We start from the raw sequence: 16,967 nt of genomic DNA on the forward strand, positions 1-16,967 counted from the left end.
GTGAAGGGCCGGCCCGTGGTGCTGGCCCGAACGGTCTGCTAGAGCACGCGCCGATCCGCTTGCGATGCGAGCTGATCGGATAACGCGTTCTCTATCTTTGAGTTAGAGGGCGATGCACCGCGCAAATTGATTTTATTTGCTCGGATCGCGCTCTGACGGCGTTTCAGGCGCGAGAGGGTGGGTGATGCAGGACCTGATGAAGGGCAAGCGTGGCTTGGTGATGGGGGTCGCGAACGACCATTCCATCGCCTGGGGCATCGCCAAGGCCTTGGCCGGCCAGGGCGCCGAGATCGCCTTCACCTACCAGGGCGATTCCGTGGCCAAGCGGGTGAAGCCGCTGGCGGAGAGCCTCGGTTCCTCCATCCTGCTGCCGTGCGACGTGGAAGACCTCGCCAGCGTGGACGCCGTGTTCGCGGCGCTGAAGGAGCGCTGGGGCGCCATCGACTTCCTGGTGCATGCGGTGGCCTTCTCCGACAAGTCGGAGCTGAAGGGCCGCTATGCCGACACCAGCCGGGAGAACTTCTCCCGCACCATGGTCATCTCCTGCTTTTCCTTCACGGAGATCGCCAAGCGCGCCGCCGCGCTGATGCCCAACGGCGGGTCGCTCGTCACCCTGACCTATGGCGGCTCCACCCGCGTCATGCCCAATTACAACGTGATGGGCGTGGCCAAGGCGGCGCTGGAAGCCTCTGTGCGCTATCTGGCCGCCGATTACGGGCCGGCCGGCATCCGCGTGAACGCCATTTCGGCAGGTCCCGTGCGCACGCTCGCCGGGGCTGGCATCGCCGACGCCCGGCTGATGTTCAACTACCAGAAGCGTCACGCGCCCCTGCGCCGCACCGTCTCCATCGACGAAGTGGGCGGCTCGGCCCTCTATCTGCTGTCCGAGCTGTCGGGCGGCGTGACGGGGGAAATTCACTTCGTGGATTCCGGCTACAATATCATGTCCATGCCGCATCCCGACGTGCTGAAGCAGCAGGAAGACGCCGAGGCCAAGCTTGCCGCCGAGGCACCGGTGAAGGCTGCGGAGTAGCGGCAGTTTCGGCTGGCGCTCATGTTCCAGCCGAAACTGCCCCGCGCCGGGTGCACCCGCCACTTTACCTTACCCCAGGCTGCCTTACCCCGGGCTGCCTTACCCCAGGCTGCTACGTATGGCACCGAAGCCAATTTGGCCGGCTTGGGCATCCGGAACCCGTTGCCATCAGGTTGGCATCAGATCTGACCGGCGTGGCGGTCACGGGGGAGGGAATAGGACATGAACGCGCTGGTCGTCGCCATGTTGGTCTTCGCCTGCCTGTTCGGCGGCACCATCGCCGGCATGCGGGCATCGCGCCGGCTGCAGGAGCGGCACCTCTCCAAGGAAACCCAGGAGGCGGTGAAGCTCGGTGTCGGCATGGTCGCAGCCATGGCCTCGCTGATCCTTGGCCTCATGACGGCGTCGGTGAAGGGGAATTTCGATTCCACCAGCCGCGACGTGCAGCAATTCACCACCTATCTCATCACCCTTGACGTGGCGCTCCGGCACTATGGGCCGGATGCCGATCCGGCGCGCCTGGCCCTGCGCGCCTATACGGAGCACGCCCTGGCCGAGACCTGGCCCGATAAGGCCGCGGTGCGCGTCGCCAGCGATGAGTCCGAGGCGCGCCTTTCCCAGGTGGGGCGCCTGATCCGTGCCCTCGACCCGAAGACCTCGGACCAGGGCGATCTCAGGTCGGAGGCCATCGAGCGCTACAAGGCCCTGTCCGCCCTGCGCTGGGTGCTGATCGAGGAGAGCGCCACCCAGGTCCCCCCCATCTTCACCATCGTGCTGATCATCTGGCTCACCTTCATCTTCATGAGCTTCGGGCTGTTTGCGCCGGTCAATGCGGTGTCGATCTCGGTGTTTCTCCTGTGTGCCATGTCACTCGGCGGGGCGATCTTCCTGATCCTGGAGATGAGCACGCCCTTCGATGGCTCCATCATCGTACCGCCGGATGCCATGCAGAATGCCCTGCGGCATATGGTGAAATAAACCGGCGCCGGCCGCCGCGGGGCACAGCGTGCCCGGCCGCCGGGGGTGAGCGGATCAGCAACATCATTCAGCGGCATCATGGGGCGTTGCACGACACCCGCCCAGCGGCTAGAGCATAGCGCGTCCGGATCGCTCCGGCCGGGCATATCGCCCAACCCATTGAATTTGAGCCAACTTCCAATCGGCGGGGCAATCCGCTCCGGTCGGAGGGCGCTCCACAGGCACACGATCCCCACCCGCGGCGCAGGCCCCTGCGCGCCGCGGGTGGGGACAGAATGCGCGACCCGAACCGGTAGTGCCGGCCTTTGACGGGACAGGAGGCGGACATGAGCCGCAAGACGCTGTGGATTGCGGCGGCGAGCGTGCTCGTCGGCATCATCGTGCTCGGCCTCAAGACGCTGGCGTGGTGGGTGACGGGCTCGGTGGCGCTGCTGTCGGACGCGCTGGAGAGCATCATCAATGTGGCCGCCTCGTGCGCGGCGCTGATCGCGCTCCAGGTCTCCGCGCGGCCGGCCGACGACAACCACCAGTTCGGCCACCACAAGGCGGAATACATCTCGGCGGTGATCGAGGGGGTGCTGGTGGTGATCGCCGCCCTCACCATCATGCGCGAGGCCTATAACGGCTTCCTCAATCCGACCCTGCCCGACCAGCCGGTGAAGGGCATGCTCCTCAACGGTGCGGCAACCGTCATCAACGTGGTGTGGTACGCCGTCCTGATCCGCGTCGGCCGGGCCTATCGCTCGCCGGCCCTGATCGCCGACGCCAAGCATCTGCTTTCGGACGTGGTCACCTCCGGCGCCGTGCTCGCCGGCTTCGTGCTGGTGCCGGTCACCGGCTGGCCGCAGCTGGACCCCCTGCTGGCCGGCCTCGTCGCCCTCAACGTGCTGTGGACCGGCTGGGGCATGATGAAGGACTCCGTGGGCGGCCTGATGGACGCGGCGCCGCCGCCGGACGTGGTGGCGCGCATCAAGGAGCTGGTCTCCACCCACGCCGCCGGCGCCATCGAGGCCCATGACCTGCGCACCCGCCACGCCGGGCGCATCACCTTCGTGGAGTTCCACCTGGTGGTGCCGGGCACCATGACGGTGGCCGCCGCCCACGAGATCTGCGACCGCATCGAGAGCGCCTTCGAGCAGGACATGGATGACGCCGTCATCACCATCCATGTGGAGCCGGAAGAAGAAGCCAAGCACCGCGGCGTGGTGGTGCTTTAATCACTCCCACATCGCACTCCCGTTCACGCGCCCGTTCACGCCCCCTTGGGGCGGAAGGCGGCGCAGACCTGCGGGTCGGTCTCGATGCGCCCGGCGCCGATGAGGTCGAGGCAATAGGGAATGGCCGGGAACACCGCGGCAAGGCACACCGCGATGGAGGCCGGCTTGCCCGGCAGGTTCACGATGAGGGTCTTGCCGCGCACCCCCGCCTCCTGCCGCGACAGGATGGCCGTGGGCACCTCCTGGAGGCTGATGCGGCGCATCTGCTCGCCGAAGCCCGGAAGCGGCTTCTCGATCACCGCCGCCATGGCCTCGGGGGTTAGGTCGCGCGGGGCCGGGCCGGTGCCGCCGGTGGTGCAGATGAGGTCGAGGCCGGCGTGATCGCACATGTCGATCAGCGTATCCCGCACGCTCTCGAAGCCGTCCGGGATGACGCGATAGTCGGCGCTCCAGGGGCTGGTGATGGCATGCCGGAGCCACGCCTCGATGGCCGGACCCGAGAGATCCGCATAGCCGCCGGAGCTGGCGCGGTCCGAGATGGTGACGATGCCGATGCGGGCTGACGACATGGGAGCGATCCGGTTGGTCTAGAGCAATTTCAGCAACGCTGATCCGCGCGACTCCAGACGGTCCGCCTGTGCTGGCGCGGCGCCGGCACAAAAGCAAGCCTCTGTTCATTTACCCACCCCCTTTTTCCGCGTCCATCCGTGGCGCGGAGGCGCGCCGCGGTACCGCAGCGATTGAGGTTGCCTTTTGGGTCAAACCGTATTCATGTGAATATAGGTGAAGCGTGTTGTATTTTACGGATTCTTGCCGTGACGGTGCATCGGAGCATGTCGGATTTCCTCACCACCCGCGAGCTGGCGGCGCTGCTGCGCGTGAAGGAGCGCAAGGTTTACAACCTCGTAGCCACGGGCAGCCTTCCGGTGCGGCGGGTGACGGGCAAACTCCTGTTCCCGCGCAAGGAAATTGAAAGCTGGCTGGGCGGCACCGCCGAACCGCACAAGGCGGATGCAGCCCCCGCAACGGCGAGTGACCCCTCGCCATTGCCGCTCATTCTCGCCGGCGGGCATGATCCCCTGCTGGAATGGGCGCTGCGCGAATCGCGCTCCGGCATCGCCGCCTTCCTCGACGGGGCGCTCGACGGGCTCGACCGGGCCGCGCGGGGCGAATGCGTCGCCGTGGGCCTGCACGTGCCCGATCCGCACGGCTGGAACGTGGGCGCGGTGGAAGGCCGCTTCTGCCGCGACCCGTGGGTGCTGATCGAATGGGCGCGACGGGTGCGCGGCCTCATCTACCGGCCGGACATGGCCCGCCCGCCCAAGGGCCTGAAAGATATCCGCGGCCTGCGCTTCCAGGCGCGCCAGCCGGAAGCCGGCAGCGAGCTGGTGCTCGACCGGCTGTTGTCCGCCGAGAAGATGACCCGCGCCGACCTCAAGCTGGTGGACACCATCGAGCGGACCGAAACCGACCTGGCGCAGGCCATCGCCACCGGGCGGGCGGATGTGGGCCTCGGCATCGCGGCGGCGGCGCGCCTGCACAATCTGCGCTTTTTGCCGCTGCTGGAGGAGCGCTTCGACCTTCTGGTCTGGCGCAAGGCCTATTTCGATCCGCCGTTCCAGAAGCTTGTCGCCTTCTGCCACGCGCCGCTCTTCGAGGCGCGGGCCGCCGAACTCGGCGGCTACGACGTGTCCGGCTTCGGCACGGTCCACTACAATTGCTGCTGATGGGTCGGCCTCGGCCTATGACCGAGGCCGGGTAGGCTCCCGTCAGGCCGCCTCCACCGGAGGCACGTCGAGGGCGCGGAAGATGGCGCAGCGGCGGAAAGCCTCAATGGAAGGCGGCTCGTTCTTCTGCGAGCAATATTTCGCCACCAGCTTGGCGAGGCCCTTGATGTCGCGCCCGGAGGTCTCGGGGAACATCACCACCAGCTTGCCGATCAGCTCGTCGGAGAGCGGCAGGCCGAACTGGTCCGCCATCACCCGCCAGATCTTGCGCCGGTCTTCCGGCCCCGGCGAATGGTATTTGATGAGCGCGATGCAGCGGGAGACAATGGCCTCGTCGATGTCGTCCACCCGGTTGGTGGTGAGGAAGAGCAGGCCGTTGAAGTATTCGAGCACGCGCAGGAACACGCCCACCACCGCATTCATGGTGAGGTTGTCCTGCCGGCGCTTGATATAGACGTCGGCCTCGTCGATGAGCATCACTGCGCCCCAGCGCTGGGCGCGGGTGAGGGCATCCTTCAGCGCCTGTTCCATGTGGGCCACATCGAGGCCGAGCTGGCCGGAATGCACCCGGTAGAGCGGGCGCTGGATGATCTCCGAATAGACCTCGGCGGTGAGCGTCTTGCCGACGCCGGGCGGGCCGGCGCACAGCACGGTGGTGCCGCCGGACTTGCCCGCCACCACGTCGTCCATGAGCGTGTTCATCTCGGCGGTGAGGATGTCGATCAGGTCGGTCTGCTCGGGGGGCAGCACCAGCTTCTGCTTCAGCTCGGGATGGTATTTATAGGGGGCGATGTCGTCCACGTGCACCCACACGTGGTGGTGCAATTCCAGATGGAACATGAGGATGAGGGGGTGCACCGGCATGTCGGTGAACGAGCCCTTGCGCACGTTCGCCTGCGCCGCCTTCAGCGCCTCGTCCACCGCCATGTGGAAGAGGTTCTGCTTGTCCGCCTTCTTCACGATCTTGTCGAGGAAGAAGCCCGAGGTCTCGTTGCCCAGGGTGCGTTCGCCGAGCAGTTCCTCTTCGTTCACCAGGCGCGCCTCGGAACCCGAGGAGGACAGCACGATGACCGACTTGCGCGACCAGTCGGTGTCGCGGCGGTTGGCGGTGGGGTCCTCGGCGAAGATGCCGGTGCCCTTGCCGGAGAACTGGTGGCCGTAGCGCGCGCGCCACTCGAAATAGCGCACCAGCTGGTCGTCGAAGGAGGCGAGCAGCCCCTCGTCCTCCATCAGCCAGCCCTTGGCCGCCAGCGTGCCGGGAATGGTGAGCCCGCGCAGGTCCTTGGAGCGGATCAGCAAATTCTCCACATGGACCTTGCCGCGATTATTGGCCTTCAGCTCAATGATGACGCGGCCCGCCTCCTCCTCGCCCGGGGGCGTGTAGTCGAGCCGGGTGATGAGGTAGGGCTCGGGCTTGCCGCCTGAATTCATGCGGAACAGCCAGCCACGGATGGATGATTTCACGAAGTAAAGCGCGAGGGCGCCGGCGAGGTCTTCCAGTTCCTCCGGGGCAAAGCGCTGGCCCTCGTCCTTGAACACGCCGACGAGGTTGGCGAGTTGCTCCTCCTGCCCGCGCACGGCGGTGCCGCCGTTCTTCAGCACCAGATCGTGGAGATGGGCCAGCTCGTCCGGCTTCAGCGTGTCGAGCCCCAGCTCCATGCGGGTGGAAAGGCGCGGCTGGGCGAGCAGATGGGCCCGATCGGGAAAGGCCTCGACGAGGGATTCGACGACCAGACGTTCGACGATGAGCTTCATGACCGCCTCACGGTGACGACCGATGTCCGGGCTCCGACAAAATGGTCGACCTGCGACAGCCCCTGGCATCGGACGATGGGTTGAAAGGGCCATAGCAAGATCGAGGCCGGGCCTCCCCGGCGCGCCTGCCCGGCGCCCCCCGGCGCCGCTCCGGACGCTGGCGACAACGGAGCCGTCCTGCCGCGGCCTTGGGCACCGCACCGCTTATCGCCGCATCAGGGGCGGGCGACCGAACCCCTTTCCAATACCCGCTAACCTACGGGAAAAGCGCCGATAGCTGTTCATTCCACCCGCACCTCGACCGATCCGCGTAATTCTGAAATCCGCCTGAAATTTCAGCTTGCATGGGAAAGTCAGATAGCTTTGTATATTAGCTAATTCGCCTGTCGCGATTGCGGCCGGCGGGTGCTCCATCCCGGCGTTCCAGCGAGGTTGCCCCGTCGCCATGGTCGCGCAGCAGATCGTCAACGGCCTCATGCTCGGGGCCATCTACATGCTCGTGGCGGTGGCCTTCACCCTCGCCATCGGCGTGTTGAACTTCCTCAACTTCTCCCTCCCCGGCCTGTTCATGGCCGGCGGCATGCTCGCCTTCGGGCTGATGAAGGCCGGCTGGCCCTTCCTGCTCGCCGCCGCCGGGGCGCTGGCCGCAGCCGCCTTCATCTCCCTGCTGGTGGAGCGCTTCGCCTACCGGCCCATGCAGGGCGGCGACCCGGAGGTGCCGCTGGTGTCCTCCCTCGGCTTCCTGGTGCTGCTGGAAAACCTGATGCTGGTGCAATTCGGCTCGGACCAGCAGGCGTTCCCGGCGCTCCTGCCCGACCTCAACCTGCGCCTCGGCGGCCTCGTCATCGGCTATGCCCAGCTCGCCTCGCTGGTGCTGTCGCTGGGCCTCGTGGCGGTGCTGTCCTTCGTGCTGGCGAAGACCACAGCCGGCCGGCGCCTCCGCACCGTGGCCGAGAGCCGGGAAACCGCGCTGCTCATGGGCATCGACATCGCCCGCCTGGTGCCGCAGCTCTTCGTCGCCTCGGCGGCGCTGGCGGCGCTGGCCGGCATCCTGTTCGCGGTGAACTACCAGCAGGTCTCGCCCTTCATGGGCGAGGGCGTGGGCTTCAAGGGCGTCGCCGCCATGATCGTGGGCGGCATGGGCTCCATCTGGGGCGCGGTGCTGGGCGGCCTGCTCATCGGCCTTGCCGAGGTGGTCTCCATCTCCTTCATCGGCGCGGACGTGGTGAACATCACCGTCTACGGCCTGCTGCTCCTCATCCTCATCGTGCGGCCGCAGGGCCTCATGGGCCGCGCCCCCAGCCGGGAGAAGCTCTAATGAGCGGCTATCTGACGGGCGTCCTCGTCGTCCTCGCCTTCAATGTCATCGCCGCCTATGCGGTCTACCTGCCGCTGGCCGCCGGCCAGCTCAATCTCGGCATCGCCGGCTTCATGGCCATCGGCGCCTATGGCTCGGCCTTCCTGACCAACGAATACGCGTGGCCCATGTGGGCCGCCATCCCGGTGGGGGCGCTGGCGGCGGGGCTCATCGGCCTCATCATCGGCCTGCCGGTGCTGCGCACCCACGGCATCTATTTCGCCATGGCCACCTTCGCTTTGGGCCAGGTGATCTCCGCCGTCTTCCTGAACCTGGAAGGGGTGGGCGGCGCGGCGGGCTATCCCGTCACCGATTATGCCGGGCCGAACGTGGTGTTCGCGGCGGCGGCCGGCGTGGTGGCGCTGATGCTCTACATCTCCCGCACCCGCTTTGCCCTCGAGCTGACGGCGGTGAAGAGCGACGCCACGGTGGCCGACCTGCTGGGCGTGCCGGTGCGGGGCATGAAGGTTGCGGCCTTCGCCCTGGGCGCCATGGTGGCCGGCTTCGGAGGCGCGCTCTATGCGCACCACTATAATTTCGTGGAGGCCCAGCACTTCAACGTGCTGCTCTCCGTCTTCACCGTGCTCTACGTGCTGTTCGGAGGCACCCAGACGGTGTGGGGGCCGCTGGTGGGCGCCGCCTTCTTCACCCTGGTGCCGGAACTTCTGCGCGCCTCCGACCAATGGCGCTACGCGCTCTTCGCCGTCTTCATCATCGTCTTCATGGCGATCCGCCCGCAGGGATTGGTGACCGCCGCCCTGTTCCGCCTGTTCCGCCGCCGCGCGCCGGAGGCCTCCTCATGAGCGCGGCGCTGGACATCTCCGCCCTGTCGAAGTCGTTCGCGGGCGTCACAGCCATCCGCGACCTCTCCTTCGCCGTGCCGAAGGGCGTCACCACGGCGCTCATCGGCCCCAACGGGGCGGGCAAGACCACGGTGTTCAACCTGGTCAGCGGCGTCTACGGCGTGGATGCCGGCCGCATCAAAGTGAACGGCGTGGACGTGACCCGCATGCCCTCGCGCCAGCGCATCGGCACCGGAGTGGCCCGCTCGTTCCAGAACGTCCGGCTGATGCCGCATCTGTCGGTGCTGGAAAACCTGCTGGTGGGCCAGCACGTGCGCGCCGCTTCGCTCGCCGCGCTGCTCACCCCCTACCGCCTCATCCCCAACCACCGCTGGAAGCGCGAGGCCCGCGCGGCGCTGGAGGAAAGCGGCCTCGGCCGCTGGGCCGACGAGACCGTCTCCGCCCTGCCCTATGGGGTGAGGAAGCGCATCGACCTGGTGCGCGCAACGCTCGCCGGCGCCAGCCTCCTGATGCTGGACGAGCCCGCTGCCGGCCTCAATCCCTCCGAGACCAATGCGCTGCGCGATCACCTCCGGGCGCTCATGGCCAAGGGCATCACCCTGCTGGTGGTGGAGCACGACATGCACTTCGTGGAGTCCATCTGCCAGAACGTGGTGGTGCTGAATTTCGGCGAGAAGATCGCCGAGGGTCCGCTCTCCCGCGTGCGGCAGGACCCCAAGGTCCGCGAGGCCTATATCGGCTCGGACGGGGAGGCCTGAACCATGGCGCTGCTCGAAGTCTCCGCCCTTTCCGTCTCCTACGGCCGCGTGGCGGCGCTTACCGACGTGTCTCTGCGGGTGCAGGAAGGCGAGATCGTCACCGTGCTCGGCGCCAACGGGGCCGGCAAGTCCACCCTGCTGAAAGCCATCCTCGGCGCGGTGCCGGCGAAGGGTGGCGGCATCACCTTCGCCGACGCCGACCTCACCCGCGCCGCCCCCCACAAGCGCATGGCGCAGGGGCTGGTGCTGGTGCCGGAGGGCCGGCGCATCCTCATCTCCCTGACGGTGGAAGAGAACCTGCTGCTGGGCGCCCATATGCGCCGCGACACCGCCGCCGTCCGCCGCGAGATGGACGCCATCTATGGCCGCTTCTCCAACCTCGCCGAGCGCCGGCACATGCTGGCCTCCTGCCTCTCCGGCGGCGAGCAGCAGATGCTGGCCATCGGCCGCGCCATGATGGCCAGGCCCCGGCTGATGATGCTGGACGAGCCGTCGCTGGGCCTCTCCCCGCTGTTCGTGGAAAAGCTGTTCGACCTCATCTGCGAGCTGAACCGCGACGGCCTCTCGGTGCTGCTGGTGGAACAGAACACCGGCAAGGCACTGAAGGTCGCCCACGCCGCCACCGTGCTGGAGCTGGGCCGCGTGACCATGGACGGCGACCCGAAAGCGCTCGCCGCCGACCCCCGGCTTCAGGATGCCTATCTCGGCGGGGCGGGCGGCCACTGATCTTTCCAGGCGAAGTGAAGACAGGTTCGCGTGATGAAAACACGCGCGACACAAAGAAAAACCAGACCAAATCCAGAGGAGAGTTGGACATGAAGAAAAGTCTGCTTCTTGGCGCCGGCCTTCTGGCCGCGCTGGTCGCCGCCGGCACCGCGCGGGCGGAGGAAGATCTCGTCCTCGGCTACATGATGGCCAAGAGCGGCCCCTATGTGAGCCTCGCCAATACCAACGAGGTGGCGGTGGACATGGCGGTTGAAGAGATCAACGCCAGGGGCGGCATTAACGGCCGCAAGATCAGGATCGTGAAGTTCGACACCGCCGGCGATCCCAAGCAGGCCACCACTGCCGTGCGGTCGTTTGCGCAGGATGCCGGGGCGCTGGCCATCATCGGGCCGTTCTCCTCCTCGGAAGTGCGCACCACCTTCCCGGTGGGCGAGCGCGAGGGCATCGCGCAGATGTCCATGGCCTCCTCGGCCCCCGGCCTCACCAAGGGCTTCACCTACGGCTTCCGCAACACCACCGACGAAGGCAAGGTCATCGACCAGGTGCTGGCGTCCCTCAAGGACAAGAAGCTGCCCATGGCCACGGGCGCTGCCGCCTATGCCACCGACGACGTGGTGTCCAAATCCATCGGCACCGGTGTGGTGCCCAAGATGTTCGAGAAGTATGCGATCCCCTCCAAGGGCGCGGTGGACTTCCAGCTCGCCGCCTTCGACCTGTCGCCCCAGGTGGCGCAGCTGAAGCAGATGGCGCCCGACGTGGTCGGCCTCGGCTCGCCGCCGGAAGGCGCCATCACCCTCGCCAAGGAGCTGAAGCGCCAGGGCGTCGCCACCCGCCTCATCGGCGGCACCACCATCGCCGATCCGGAACTGCCCAAGCGCATGGATGGGGCCGGCGAGATGCTGACCATCGGCACCACCTTCTTCCCCGAGGTGAACGACAGGACGAAGGCTTTCGCGGCGGAATTCGCCAAGCGCACCAAGGCCGCCGGCCTCAATCGCACCGACCCCAACCAGATGGACGCCTCGGTCTACGACATCGTCTATCTCTACGCCGAAGCCATGACCCGGGCCGGCACCACTGGCGACAAGACGAAGCTTGCCGCCGAGCGCGCCGCGGTCCGCGACCAGGTGGCCAAGCTGAAGGACGTGCCGGCGCTGGAAGGCGCCATCTCCTTCGCCGACGGGGACGCCGTGAAGCCCGTCTACATCCTCGAGGTGAAGGGCGGGAAGTGGACCCTTCTGGATACGCGGATGCCGAACTGACCTCGGCACACTCCGCGTACGGCCGGCGCCTTCCCCCTGCCCCTGACCGGAAGGCGCCGGCTCTTCTCCCTGACCATTCCGACGAGAGACACCCATGCCGGGCACGACGCTTTTGTTCACCCTTCACGCCGATGGCGGCGCCACGCGCCTCACGGTGGAAATCCGCCACGCGGTGATCGCCGGCTGGACCGGCCGCGACAAGGCGGCGCTGGAAAAGCACATCGTGGAGCTGGAAGAGCTGGGCGTGCCGCGTCCCGCCTCCACCCCGATCTACTACCGAGTGGCGGCCGCCCGCTTCACCACGGCGGACGCTATCGAATGCACCGGGCCCGACTCCTCCGGCGAGGTGGAATTCATGGTGCTCCAGAGTGGCGGACGGCGCTTCCTCGGCGTCGGCTCGGACCATACCGACCGCACCGTGGAAACCTACGGCATCACCGTCTCCAAGCAGATGTGCGACAAGCCGGTGGCTCCCGAGCTGTGGGCGCTCGACGACGTGCTGCCCCATTGGGACCGCCTGATCATCCGCTCGTTCGCCACCATTGACGGCGCGCGGGTGCTCTACCAGGAAGGCCCGGTATCGGCCATGCTGCCGCCGGGCGAGATCATCGACGGCTATGGCCCGGGACTTGGCGACGGCACCGCCATGTTCTGCGGCACGCTCGCCGCCAGGGGCGGCATCCGCCCGGCGGCGCGCTTCGCCTTCGAGCTGGAGGATCCGGTGCTGGGGCGCACCATCCGCCACGCCTATGATGTGAGCGTCCTGCCGATCGCCGGCTGAACGCGCAAGGAAGAAGCCGCCGGAGGACGCCCATGCAGCTCGACGCAGAGGTGAGGGAGGGGACGCAGGAGGCCGGCGCCGCCCCGGTCCGCTCGCTCCGCGACACCGCCTACGAGGTGCTCAAGCAGCGCATCATCATGTGCGTCTTCCGCCCCGGCGAGGCGCTGAGCGAGGCGCAGGTGGCATCAAGCCTCGGCCTCGGCCGCACCCCGGTGCGCCAGGCATTCGACCGGCTCATGCGCGACGGCCTCGTGGAAGTGCTGCCGCGCAAGGGCATCATCGTGCGCCCCATTAGCGCCGACGAGGTGCGCCACATGGTGGAGGTGCGCCTCCTGAACGAAGGCTTCTGCGCCCGCCTCGCCGCCGAGCGGGCCGACAGCGCCCACCTCGCCGCGCTGGCGGACAACGTGCGGCGCGGCAGCGAGGCGGCGGCGGAGCGGGATGTGGCGGCGGCCATGGCGCTGGACCGCGCCTTCCACGCCACCATCTCGGCGGCGGCGGGCAACCCGGTGCTGGGCGACATCCTGAAGAACCTGCACGAGCGCGCGCAGCGGGTGTGGTTCGTCTCCCTGCGCGACGCCGGCCATCACGCCCGCGTGGTGGACGAGCACGCCGCCATCGTGTCCGCCCTCACCGCCCGCGACGGCGACGGCGCCGAGGAGGCGACGCGGGCGCATATCCTGTCGTTCGCGGCGAACCTGACGCGACAGCTCTGAAGCCTCCGAAGGATTGCCAGACGCCGCCGCCGCTCCCTCTCCCGCGTGCGGGGCCTCCGCGAAAGGCCCTTGAGCGGCCATCCGCCCCTCTCCCCTTGCGGGAGAGGGGCTGGGGGTGAGGGGGCGGCGGTGCCAAAGTATGCCTGTCTGCTCAGGATGCTAGCACACCCCTCACCCCGGCCCTCTCCCGCTCCGAAGCCGGATGTTTCCGGCTTCGGCTCTTGGGAACCGAACTCGGCAACAGCCGAGTTCGGGGGGAGAGGGGGAACCAGCTTCTGACACCCACCCTGGCTGACTTTCGCAGAGGTCTCGCGTGCGGGGGAGGGTTGGGGGAGGGGGTAGGCCGGCAGGTCCGAAAGCCGGCGGCAGGAAGGCTGCCGACAGGAAGGCTGGGGTAGGAAGGCGGCCCGCCTCCCCTACCCCAGCCACATGCCCACCAGCGCGGCGGCGATGACCCACAGGGCGAGGTTGCCCCAGAAGGCGCGCTTGGCCTCGGCGCGGCCGATGCCCTCCAGGGACGCCGGCGACAGGCTCAGCCCGTCCCGCGTTGCCACGTCGAGCTGCTCCATCACCCGGCCGGTGCGGGTCAAAAGCCCCGGCAGGGTGGCGGCGAAATGCGCCATCTCGGACACCCCGCCGCCGGCGCGCTTGAGCTGGCCGACGGGTCCCAGATTGCCGGCGATCCAGTCTTCCACCACCGGGCGCGCCGTCTTCCACATGTCGAGCTGCGGATCGAGGGAGCGGGCGACGCCTTCCACCACCACCATGGTCTTCTGCAGCAGCAGCAGCTCGGGCCGCGTCTGCATGTCGAACAAGGCGGTGACCTCCAGTAACAGGGCGAGGAGGCGCGCCATGGAGATCTGGTCGGCGGTGCGCGAGTGGATGGGCTCGCCGATGGCGCGGATGGCGAGGGCGAAATCGTCCACCGAGTGATGCAGCGGCACGTAGCCGGCCTCGAAATGCACTTCCGCCGTGCGCCGCCAGTTGCGGGTGATGAAGCCGTACAGGATCTCGGCGAGGAAGCGCCGTTCCTTCAGGCCGAGCCGGCCCATGATGCCGCAATCCACGATCACCAGCCGGCCCTGCGCGTCCACAAACAGGTTTCCCGGATGCATGTCGGCATGGAAGAAGCCGTCGCGCATGGCCTGTTTCAGGAACGATTGCATGACGACGCGGGCGATCTCCTTCAGGTCGTGCCCGGCCGCGATCAACGCCTCCTTGTCGGAGAGCTTGATGCCGTCGATCCATTCGGTGGTGAGCACCTCGCGGCTGGAGCGGTCCCAGTCCACGCGGGGGACATGGATTTCCGCGTCCGCGCCGATGTTCTCGGCCAGTTCCGCATAGGCGGCAGCCTCAAGGCGCAGGTCCATCTCCATGGACACCGAGCGGGCCAGCGTATCCACCACCGTTTCCAGCCGCAGCCGTCGCGCCTCGGCGAAATTGGTCTCGGCGAAATGGGCGATGCGGCGGAACGAGCCCATGTCGGAGGAGAAGCGCCGCTCCACGCCGGGACGCAGGATCTTCACCGCCACGGTGTGGCGGGTGCCGTCCTTGTCCTCCACCTCGGCCTTGTGGACCTCGGCGATGGAAGCGGCGGCCACCGCCGGCCCGAACTCAGCATAGACCTCCCGCACCGGCCGCTCGAAGGCGTCGGCGACGGTGGCCTCCGCCACCTCCTGCCCGATGATGGGCATGCGGTCCTGCAGCACCTCAAGGTCGCGCGCCACCGAGGCGCCCACCACGTCCGGCCGGGTGGCGAGGAACTGGCCGAGCTTCACATAGGACGGGCCGAGCCGGGACAAGGCCGCCGAGAAGCGCGCCGGCCGGCTGCCGGCATCCTTGCGGGCAATCAGCCGGGCGATGCGCAGCAGCGGGCGCGCCAGCGGCGGCGCCGCGGCCGGAGACATGAGGGAGAGCACGCCTTCGCGGGCGAGCACGTAGCCGGCGCGGGCGAGCCGCGCCGCGTCGGCGGCGAGAAAGAAGATCATGGTCAAAGGCCGCGCGCCATCAGATGCGCCAGCCCCAGTGCAGGGCCACCACGCCGCCGGTCATGCGCGTGAAGTCCACGCGGGAGAAGCCGGCATCGCGCATCATGTTGGCGAACACTTCCGGATTGGGGAAGCGGCGGATGGATTCCACCAGATACTGGTAGGGCTCGGCATCGCCGGCGACCCGCTTGCCGATCTGCGGGATGACATTGAAGGAATAGGTCTCGTAGATCTTGTCCAGCAGCGGCACGTCGACCTTGGAGAATTCCAGCACGAAGGCGCGCCCGCCGGGCTTCAGCACCCGCCGCATCTCGGTGAGCGCCAGCGGGATGCGCGGCACGTTGCGGATGCCGAAGGCGATGGTGACCGCATCGAACGACTGGTCGGGGAAGGGCAGCGCCTCGGCATTGGCTTCAGTGAAGGTGACCTTGTGGCCCAGGCCGCGCTTTTCCGCCCGCTCGCGGCCCACCGCCAGCATCTCGGCATTGATGTCGGCCACGGTGGCGCGGGTGCCCTCGCCGCCCGCCTTCACCACCCGGAACGACACGTCGCCGGTGCCCCCGGCCAGGTCCAGCAGCTCGAACGGCCGCGCGCCCTGGGGCGGGCGCACCTTGGAGACCAGCGCGTCCTTCCATACCCGGTGCAGGCCGCCGGACATGAAGTCGTTCATGATGTCGTAGCGGCGCGCCACCTTGTGGAACACGTCGTCCACCAGCGACTGCTTCTCGGTGAGCGGAACCGTGCGATAGCCGAAATGGGTCTCGCTCCCGGGCGCACCGGCGCCGGGCGCGGAAGTCGGGTCCGTATTCGGGTCCGCACTCTGGTCCGTCATGGGGATCTGGCCGCACGCTGTTGTTTCGAGCCGGGACCTTATCGGATGATCCGGGCCGGCGCCATAAAGGGAAGCGTCGCGGCCGTGGGGCAGTTTGAACCGGGATGGGCTGTGGGCGACGGGGCCAGACCTCCGGCGGGCGGGAGGGGAAGCCAGCCTCACGCCCCCTCACCCCACCCTGGCGAGGCTGCGGGCATGGTCGAGGGCCATTTCCAGCCGGTCGTTGCCCCAGAACAGCTCCCGGTCCGCCGTCAGAAAGCTGGGAGCGCCGAAGATGCCGCGCTGCTTGGCCTCCTCGGTCTGGTGTCTCAGCCGGTCCTTGTTCTCCTGCTGCTCCGCCTCGGCGATCACATCCCCGTAGAAATGGCCGAGGCCGGCCAGAATCTGGCGCAGGGTCTCGCGATCCGAAATGTCGCGGCCCTGGGCGAACTCCGCGTAGTACACCGCGCGGGTGAAGGAGGGCCGGCACGCGTCGTTGAGATAGGTGGCGAGGCGCGCCGCCAGAAGGCCGTTGGCCGGGAACGGGTCGGGCTTGGTCACCGGCGGCAGGCGGGCCTGCGCGGCGAGGCGGTCCAGGTCCCGCCACATGTGCGCGCCCTTGAGCGGATAGGTGTTGAAGGGCGAGGTGGTATAGCCCTGCCCCGCGAAGATGGGGCCGAGCAGGAACGGCTTCCACGCCACCTGCACGTGCGCCAACTCGGCCAGCGCCGTGATGCGGGTGGCGGCCAGATAGGAGTAGGGCGAGGCGAACTCGTAATAGAAATCGAGGGTGCCGCTGGCCATGGGCGCGTCCTGCCTGTACATCGCTGCGTCAATCTGCGGCGCGGCACGGCCTTTCCGCAAGCGGTTGGATCAAAGGGACGGGGGTCGGGTGACGCCTTGAAGTGGGTGCTGTTCTTCGCGCTGGTGATCGGCGCCGCGGTGGCGATCCTGTTCACCGTCTTTCCCGACTGGGACATGGCCATCGCCAGCCTGTTCTGGGATGCGGCCGGGCGCCATTTCGTCCTCGCCGGCGCGCCCTGGGCGCAGACCGT

At 68.0% G+C, this 16,967-nt stretch carries 16 protein-coding genes; 11 read left to right on the forward strand and 5 right to left on the reverse strand.

Annotated elements, in window-relative coordinates; translation table 11 throughout:
• Window positions 1-184 precede the first annotated feature (184 nt).
• The 3 genes from fabI (at window position 185) to V5F48_RS13275 (ending at window position 3,228) form a co-directional block, all read left to right on the forward strand.
• Window positions 185-1,033 (forward strand): enoyl-ACP reductase FabI, encoded by an 849-nt coding sequence (gene fabI / locus V5F48_RS13265; protein ID WP_394109123.1) that lies wholly within the window; start codon window positions 185-187, stop codon window positions 1,031-1,033.
• Between the two features lie 222 nt (window positions 1,034-1,255).
• Complete coding sequence (locus V5F48_RS13270) at window positions 1,256-2,011, forward strand: bestrophin-like domain (RefSeq protein ID WP_394259104.1); 756 nt, start codon at window positions 1,256-1,258, stop codon at window positions 2,009-2,011.
• Between the two features lie 326 nt (window positions 2,012-2,337).
• Window positions 2,338-3,228: a cation diffusion facilitator family transporter gene (locus tag V5F48_RS13275; RefSeq protein ID WP_394109125.1), complete on the forward strand. Its 891-nt coding sequence runs from the start codon at window positions 2,338-2,340 to the stop codon at window positions 3,226-3,228.
• 35 nt (window positions 3,229-3,263) lie between these two features.
• Here V5F48_RS13275 and mog read toward each other — a convergent pair whose 3' ends face one another.
• Window positions 3,264-3,797, reverse strand: coding sequence for a molybdopterin adenylyltransferase (gene mog / locus V5F48_RS13280; protein ID WP_394109126.1), 534 nt, complete (start codon window positions 3,795-3,797; stop codon window positions 3,264-3,266).
• A 246-nt stretch (window positions 3,798-4,043) separates the two neighbouring features.
• On the opposite strand from mog, the gene V5F48_RS13285 reads away from it, so the two are divergent.
• Window positions 4,044-4,955, forward strand: a complete 912-nt coding sequence (locus V5F48_RS13285; RefSeq protein WP_394259105.1) for a substrate-binding domain-containing protein — start codon at window positions 4,044-4,046, stop codon at window positions 4,953-4,955.
• Window positions 4,956-4,997: 42 nt separating this feature from the next.
• Here the strand turns inward: V5F48_RS13285 and V5F48_RS13290 are convergent, their stop codons facing one another.
• The gene (locus V5F48_RS13290) at window positions 4,998-6,710 is read right to left on the reverse strand and encodes an AAA family ATPase (RefSeq protein ID WP_394259106.1); all 1,713 of its coding nucleotides are present in this window, start codon (window positions 6,708-6,710) and stop codon (window positions 4,998-5,000) included.
• Window positions 6,711-7,155: 445 nt separating this feature from the next.
• Between V5F48_RS13290 and V5F48_RS13295 the strand changes: the two genes are divergently transcribed.
• The 7 genes from V5F48_RS13295 (at window position 7,156) to V5F48_RS13325 (ending at window position 13,113) form a co-directional block, all read left to right on the forward strand.
• Window positions 7,156-8,028 (forward strand): branched-chain amino acid ABC transporter permease, encoded by an 873-nt coding sequence (locus tag V5F48_RS13295; protein WP_394259107.1) that lies wholly within the window; start codon window positions 7,156-7,158, stop codon window positions 8,026-8,028.
• Entirely contained in the window at window positions 8,028-8,870 is an 843-nt protein-coding gene (locus V5F48_RS13300) for a branched-chain amino acid ABC transporter permease (RefSeq protein WP_394259108.1), read from the forward strand. The genes V5F48_RS13295 and V5F48_RS13300 overlap by 1 nt, the downstream gene beginning before the upstream one ends.
• Window positions 8,867-9,628, forward strand: coding sequence for an ABC transporter ATP-binding protein (locus V5F48_RS13305; protein ID WP_394259109.1), 762 nt, complete (start codon window positions 8,867-8,869; stop codon window positions 9,626-9,628). The genes V5F48_RS13300 and V5F48_RS13305 overlap by 4 nt, the downstream gene beginning before the upstream one ends.
• A 3-nt stretch (window positions 9,629-9,631) precedes the next feature.
• On the forward strand, window positions 9,632-10,354 hold the full coding sequence (locus V5F48_RS13310) for an ABC transporter ATP-binding protein (protein WP_394259110.1): 723 nt from the start codon (window positions 9,632-9,634) through the stop codon (window positions 10,352-10,354).
• Between the two features lie 89 nt (window positions 10,355-10,443).
• Window positions 10,444-11,616 carry an ABC transporter substrate-binding protein gene (locus V5F48_RS13315; protein ID WP_394259111.1) on the forward strand — a complete coding sequence of 391 codons (1,173 nt, stop codon included), beginning with the start codon at window positions 10,444-10,446 and terminating at the stop codon, window positions 11,614-11,616.
• Window positions 11,617-11,710: 94 nt separating this feature from the next.
• The gene (locus tag V5F48_RS13320) at window positions 11,711-12,397 is read left to right on the forward strand and encodes a DUF2848 domain-containing protein (protein ID WP_394259112.1); all 687 of its coding nucleotides are present in this window, start codon (window positions 11,711-11,713) and stop codon (window positions 12,395-12,397) included.
• 32 nt (window positions 12,398-12,429) lie between these two features.
• Complete coding sequence (locus V5F48_RS13325; RefSeq protein WP_394259113.1) at window positions 12,430-13,113, forward strand: GntR family transcriptional regulator; 684 nt, start codon at window positions 12,430-12,432, stop codon at window positions 13,111-13,113.
• Window positions 13,114-13,529: 416 nt separating this feature from the next.
• On the opposite strand, the gene ubiB is transcribed toward V5F48_RS13325, so the two are convergent.
• From ubiB to V5F48_RS13340, 3 genes are all read right to left on the reverse strand, one after another.
• Window positions 13,530-15,101, reverse strand: coding sequence for a 2-polyprenylphenol 6-hydroxylase (gene ubiB / locus V5F48_RS13330; protein WP_394259114.1), 1,572 nt, complete (start codon window positions 15,099-15,101; stop codon window positions 13,530-13,532).
• A gap of 19 nt (window positions 15,102-15,120) precedes the next feature.
• Window positions 15,121-15,933 carry a bifunctional demethylmenaquinone methyltransferase/2-methoxy-6-polyprenyl-1,4-benzoquinol methylase UbiE gene (ubiE, locus tag V5F48_RS13335; RefSeq protein ID WP_394259115.1) on the reverse strand — a complete coding sequence of 271 codons (813 nt, stop codon included), beginning with the start codon at window positions 15,931-15,933 and terminating at the stop codon, window positions 15,121-15,123.
• 168 nt (window positions 15,934-16,101) lie between these two features.
• Complete coding sequence (locus V5F48_RS13340; RefSeq protein WP_394259116.1) at window positions 16,102-16,716, reverse strand: 2-hydroxychromene-2-carboxylate isomerase; 615 nt, start codon at window positions 16,714-16,716, stop codon at window positions 16,102-16,104.
• Between the last annotated feature and the right edge of the window lie 251 nt (window positions 16,717-16,967).

Source organism: Xanthobacter autotrophicus ATCC 700552, from assembly GCF_043194565.1.
GTDB classification, from domain to species: Bacteria; Pseudomonadota; Alphaproteobacteria; order Rhizobiales; family Xanthobacteraceae; genus Xanthobacter; species Xanthobacter autotrophicus_F.

Coding starts and splice junctions, on each gene's coding strand:
- fabI (WP_394109123.1), top strand. CDS start 185: ATGCAGGACCTGATGAAGGGCAAGCGTGGCTTGGTGATGGGGGTCGCG.
- V5F48_RS13270 (WP_394259104.1), top strand. CDS start 1,256: ATGAACGCGCTGGTCGTCGCCATGTTGGTCTTCGCCTGCCTGTTCGGC.
- V5F48_RS13275 (WP_394109125.1), top strand. CDS start 2,338: ATGAGCCGCAAGACGCTGTGGATTGCGGCGGCGAGCGTGCTCGTCGGC.
- mog (WP_394109126.1), bottom strand. CDS start 3,797: ATGTCGTCAGCCCGCATCGGCATCGTCACCATCTCGGACCGCGCCAGC.
- V5F48_RS13290 (WP_394259106.1), bottom strand. CDS start 6,710: ATGAAGCTCATCGTCGAACGTCTGGTCGTCGAATCCCTCGTCGAGGCC.
- V5F48_RS13295 (WP_394259107.1), top strand. CDS start 7,156: ATGGTCGCGCAGCAGATCGTCAACGGCCTCATGCTCGGGGCCATCTAC.
- V5F48_RS13300 (WP_394259108.1), top strand. CDS start 8,028: ATGAGCGGCTATCTGACGGGCGTCCTCGTCGTCCTCGCCTTCAATGTC.
- V5F48_RS13305 (WP_394259109.1), top strand. CDS start 8,867: ATGAGCGCGGCGCTGGACATCTCCGCCCTGTCGAAGTCGTTCGCGGGC.
- V5F48_RS13310 (WP_394259110.1), top strand. CDS start 9,632: ATGGCGCTGCTCGAAGTCTCCGCCCTTTCCGTCTCCTACGGCCGCGTG.
- V5F48_RS13315 (WP_394259111.1), top strand. CDS start 10,444: ATGAAGAAAAGTCTGCTTCTTGGCGCCGGCCTTCTGGCCGCGCTGGTC.
- V5F48_RS13320 (WP_394259112.1), top strand. CDS start 11,711: ATGCCGGGCACGACGCTTTTGTTCACCCTTCACGCCGATGGCGGCGCC.
- V5F48_RS13325 (WP_394259113.1), top strand. CDS start 12,430: ATGCAGCTCGACGCAGAGGTGAGGGAGGGGACGCAGGAGGCCGGCGCC.
- ubiB (WP_394259114.1), bottom strand. CDS start 15,101: ATGATCTTCTTTCTCGCCGCCGACGCGGCGCGGCTCGCCCGCGCCGGC.
- ubiE (WP_394259115.1), bottom strand. CDS start 15,933: ATGACGGACCAGAGTGCGGACCCGAATACGGACCCGACTTCCGCGCCC.
- V5F48_RS13340 (WP_394259116.1), bottom strand. CDS start 16,716: ATGGCCAGCGGCACCCTCGATTTCTATTACGAGTTCGCCTCGCCCTAC.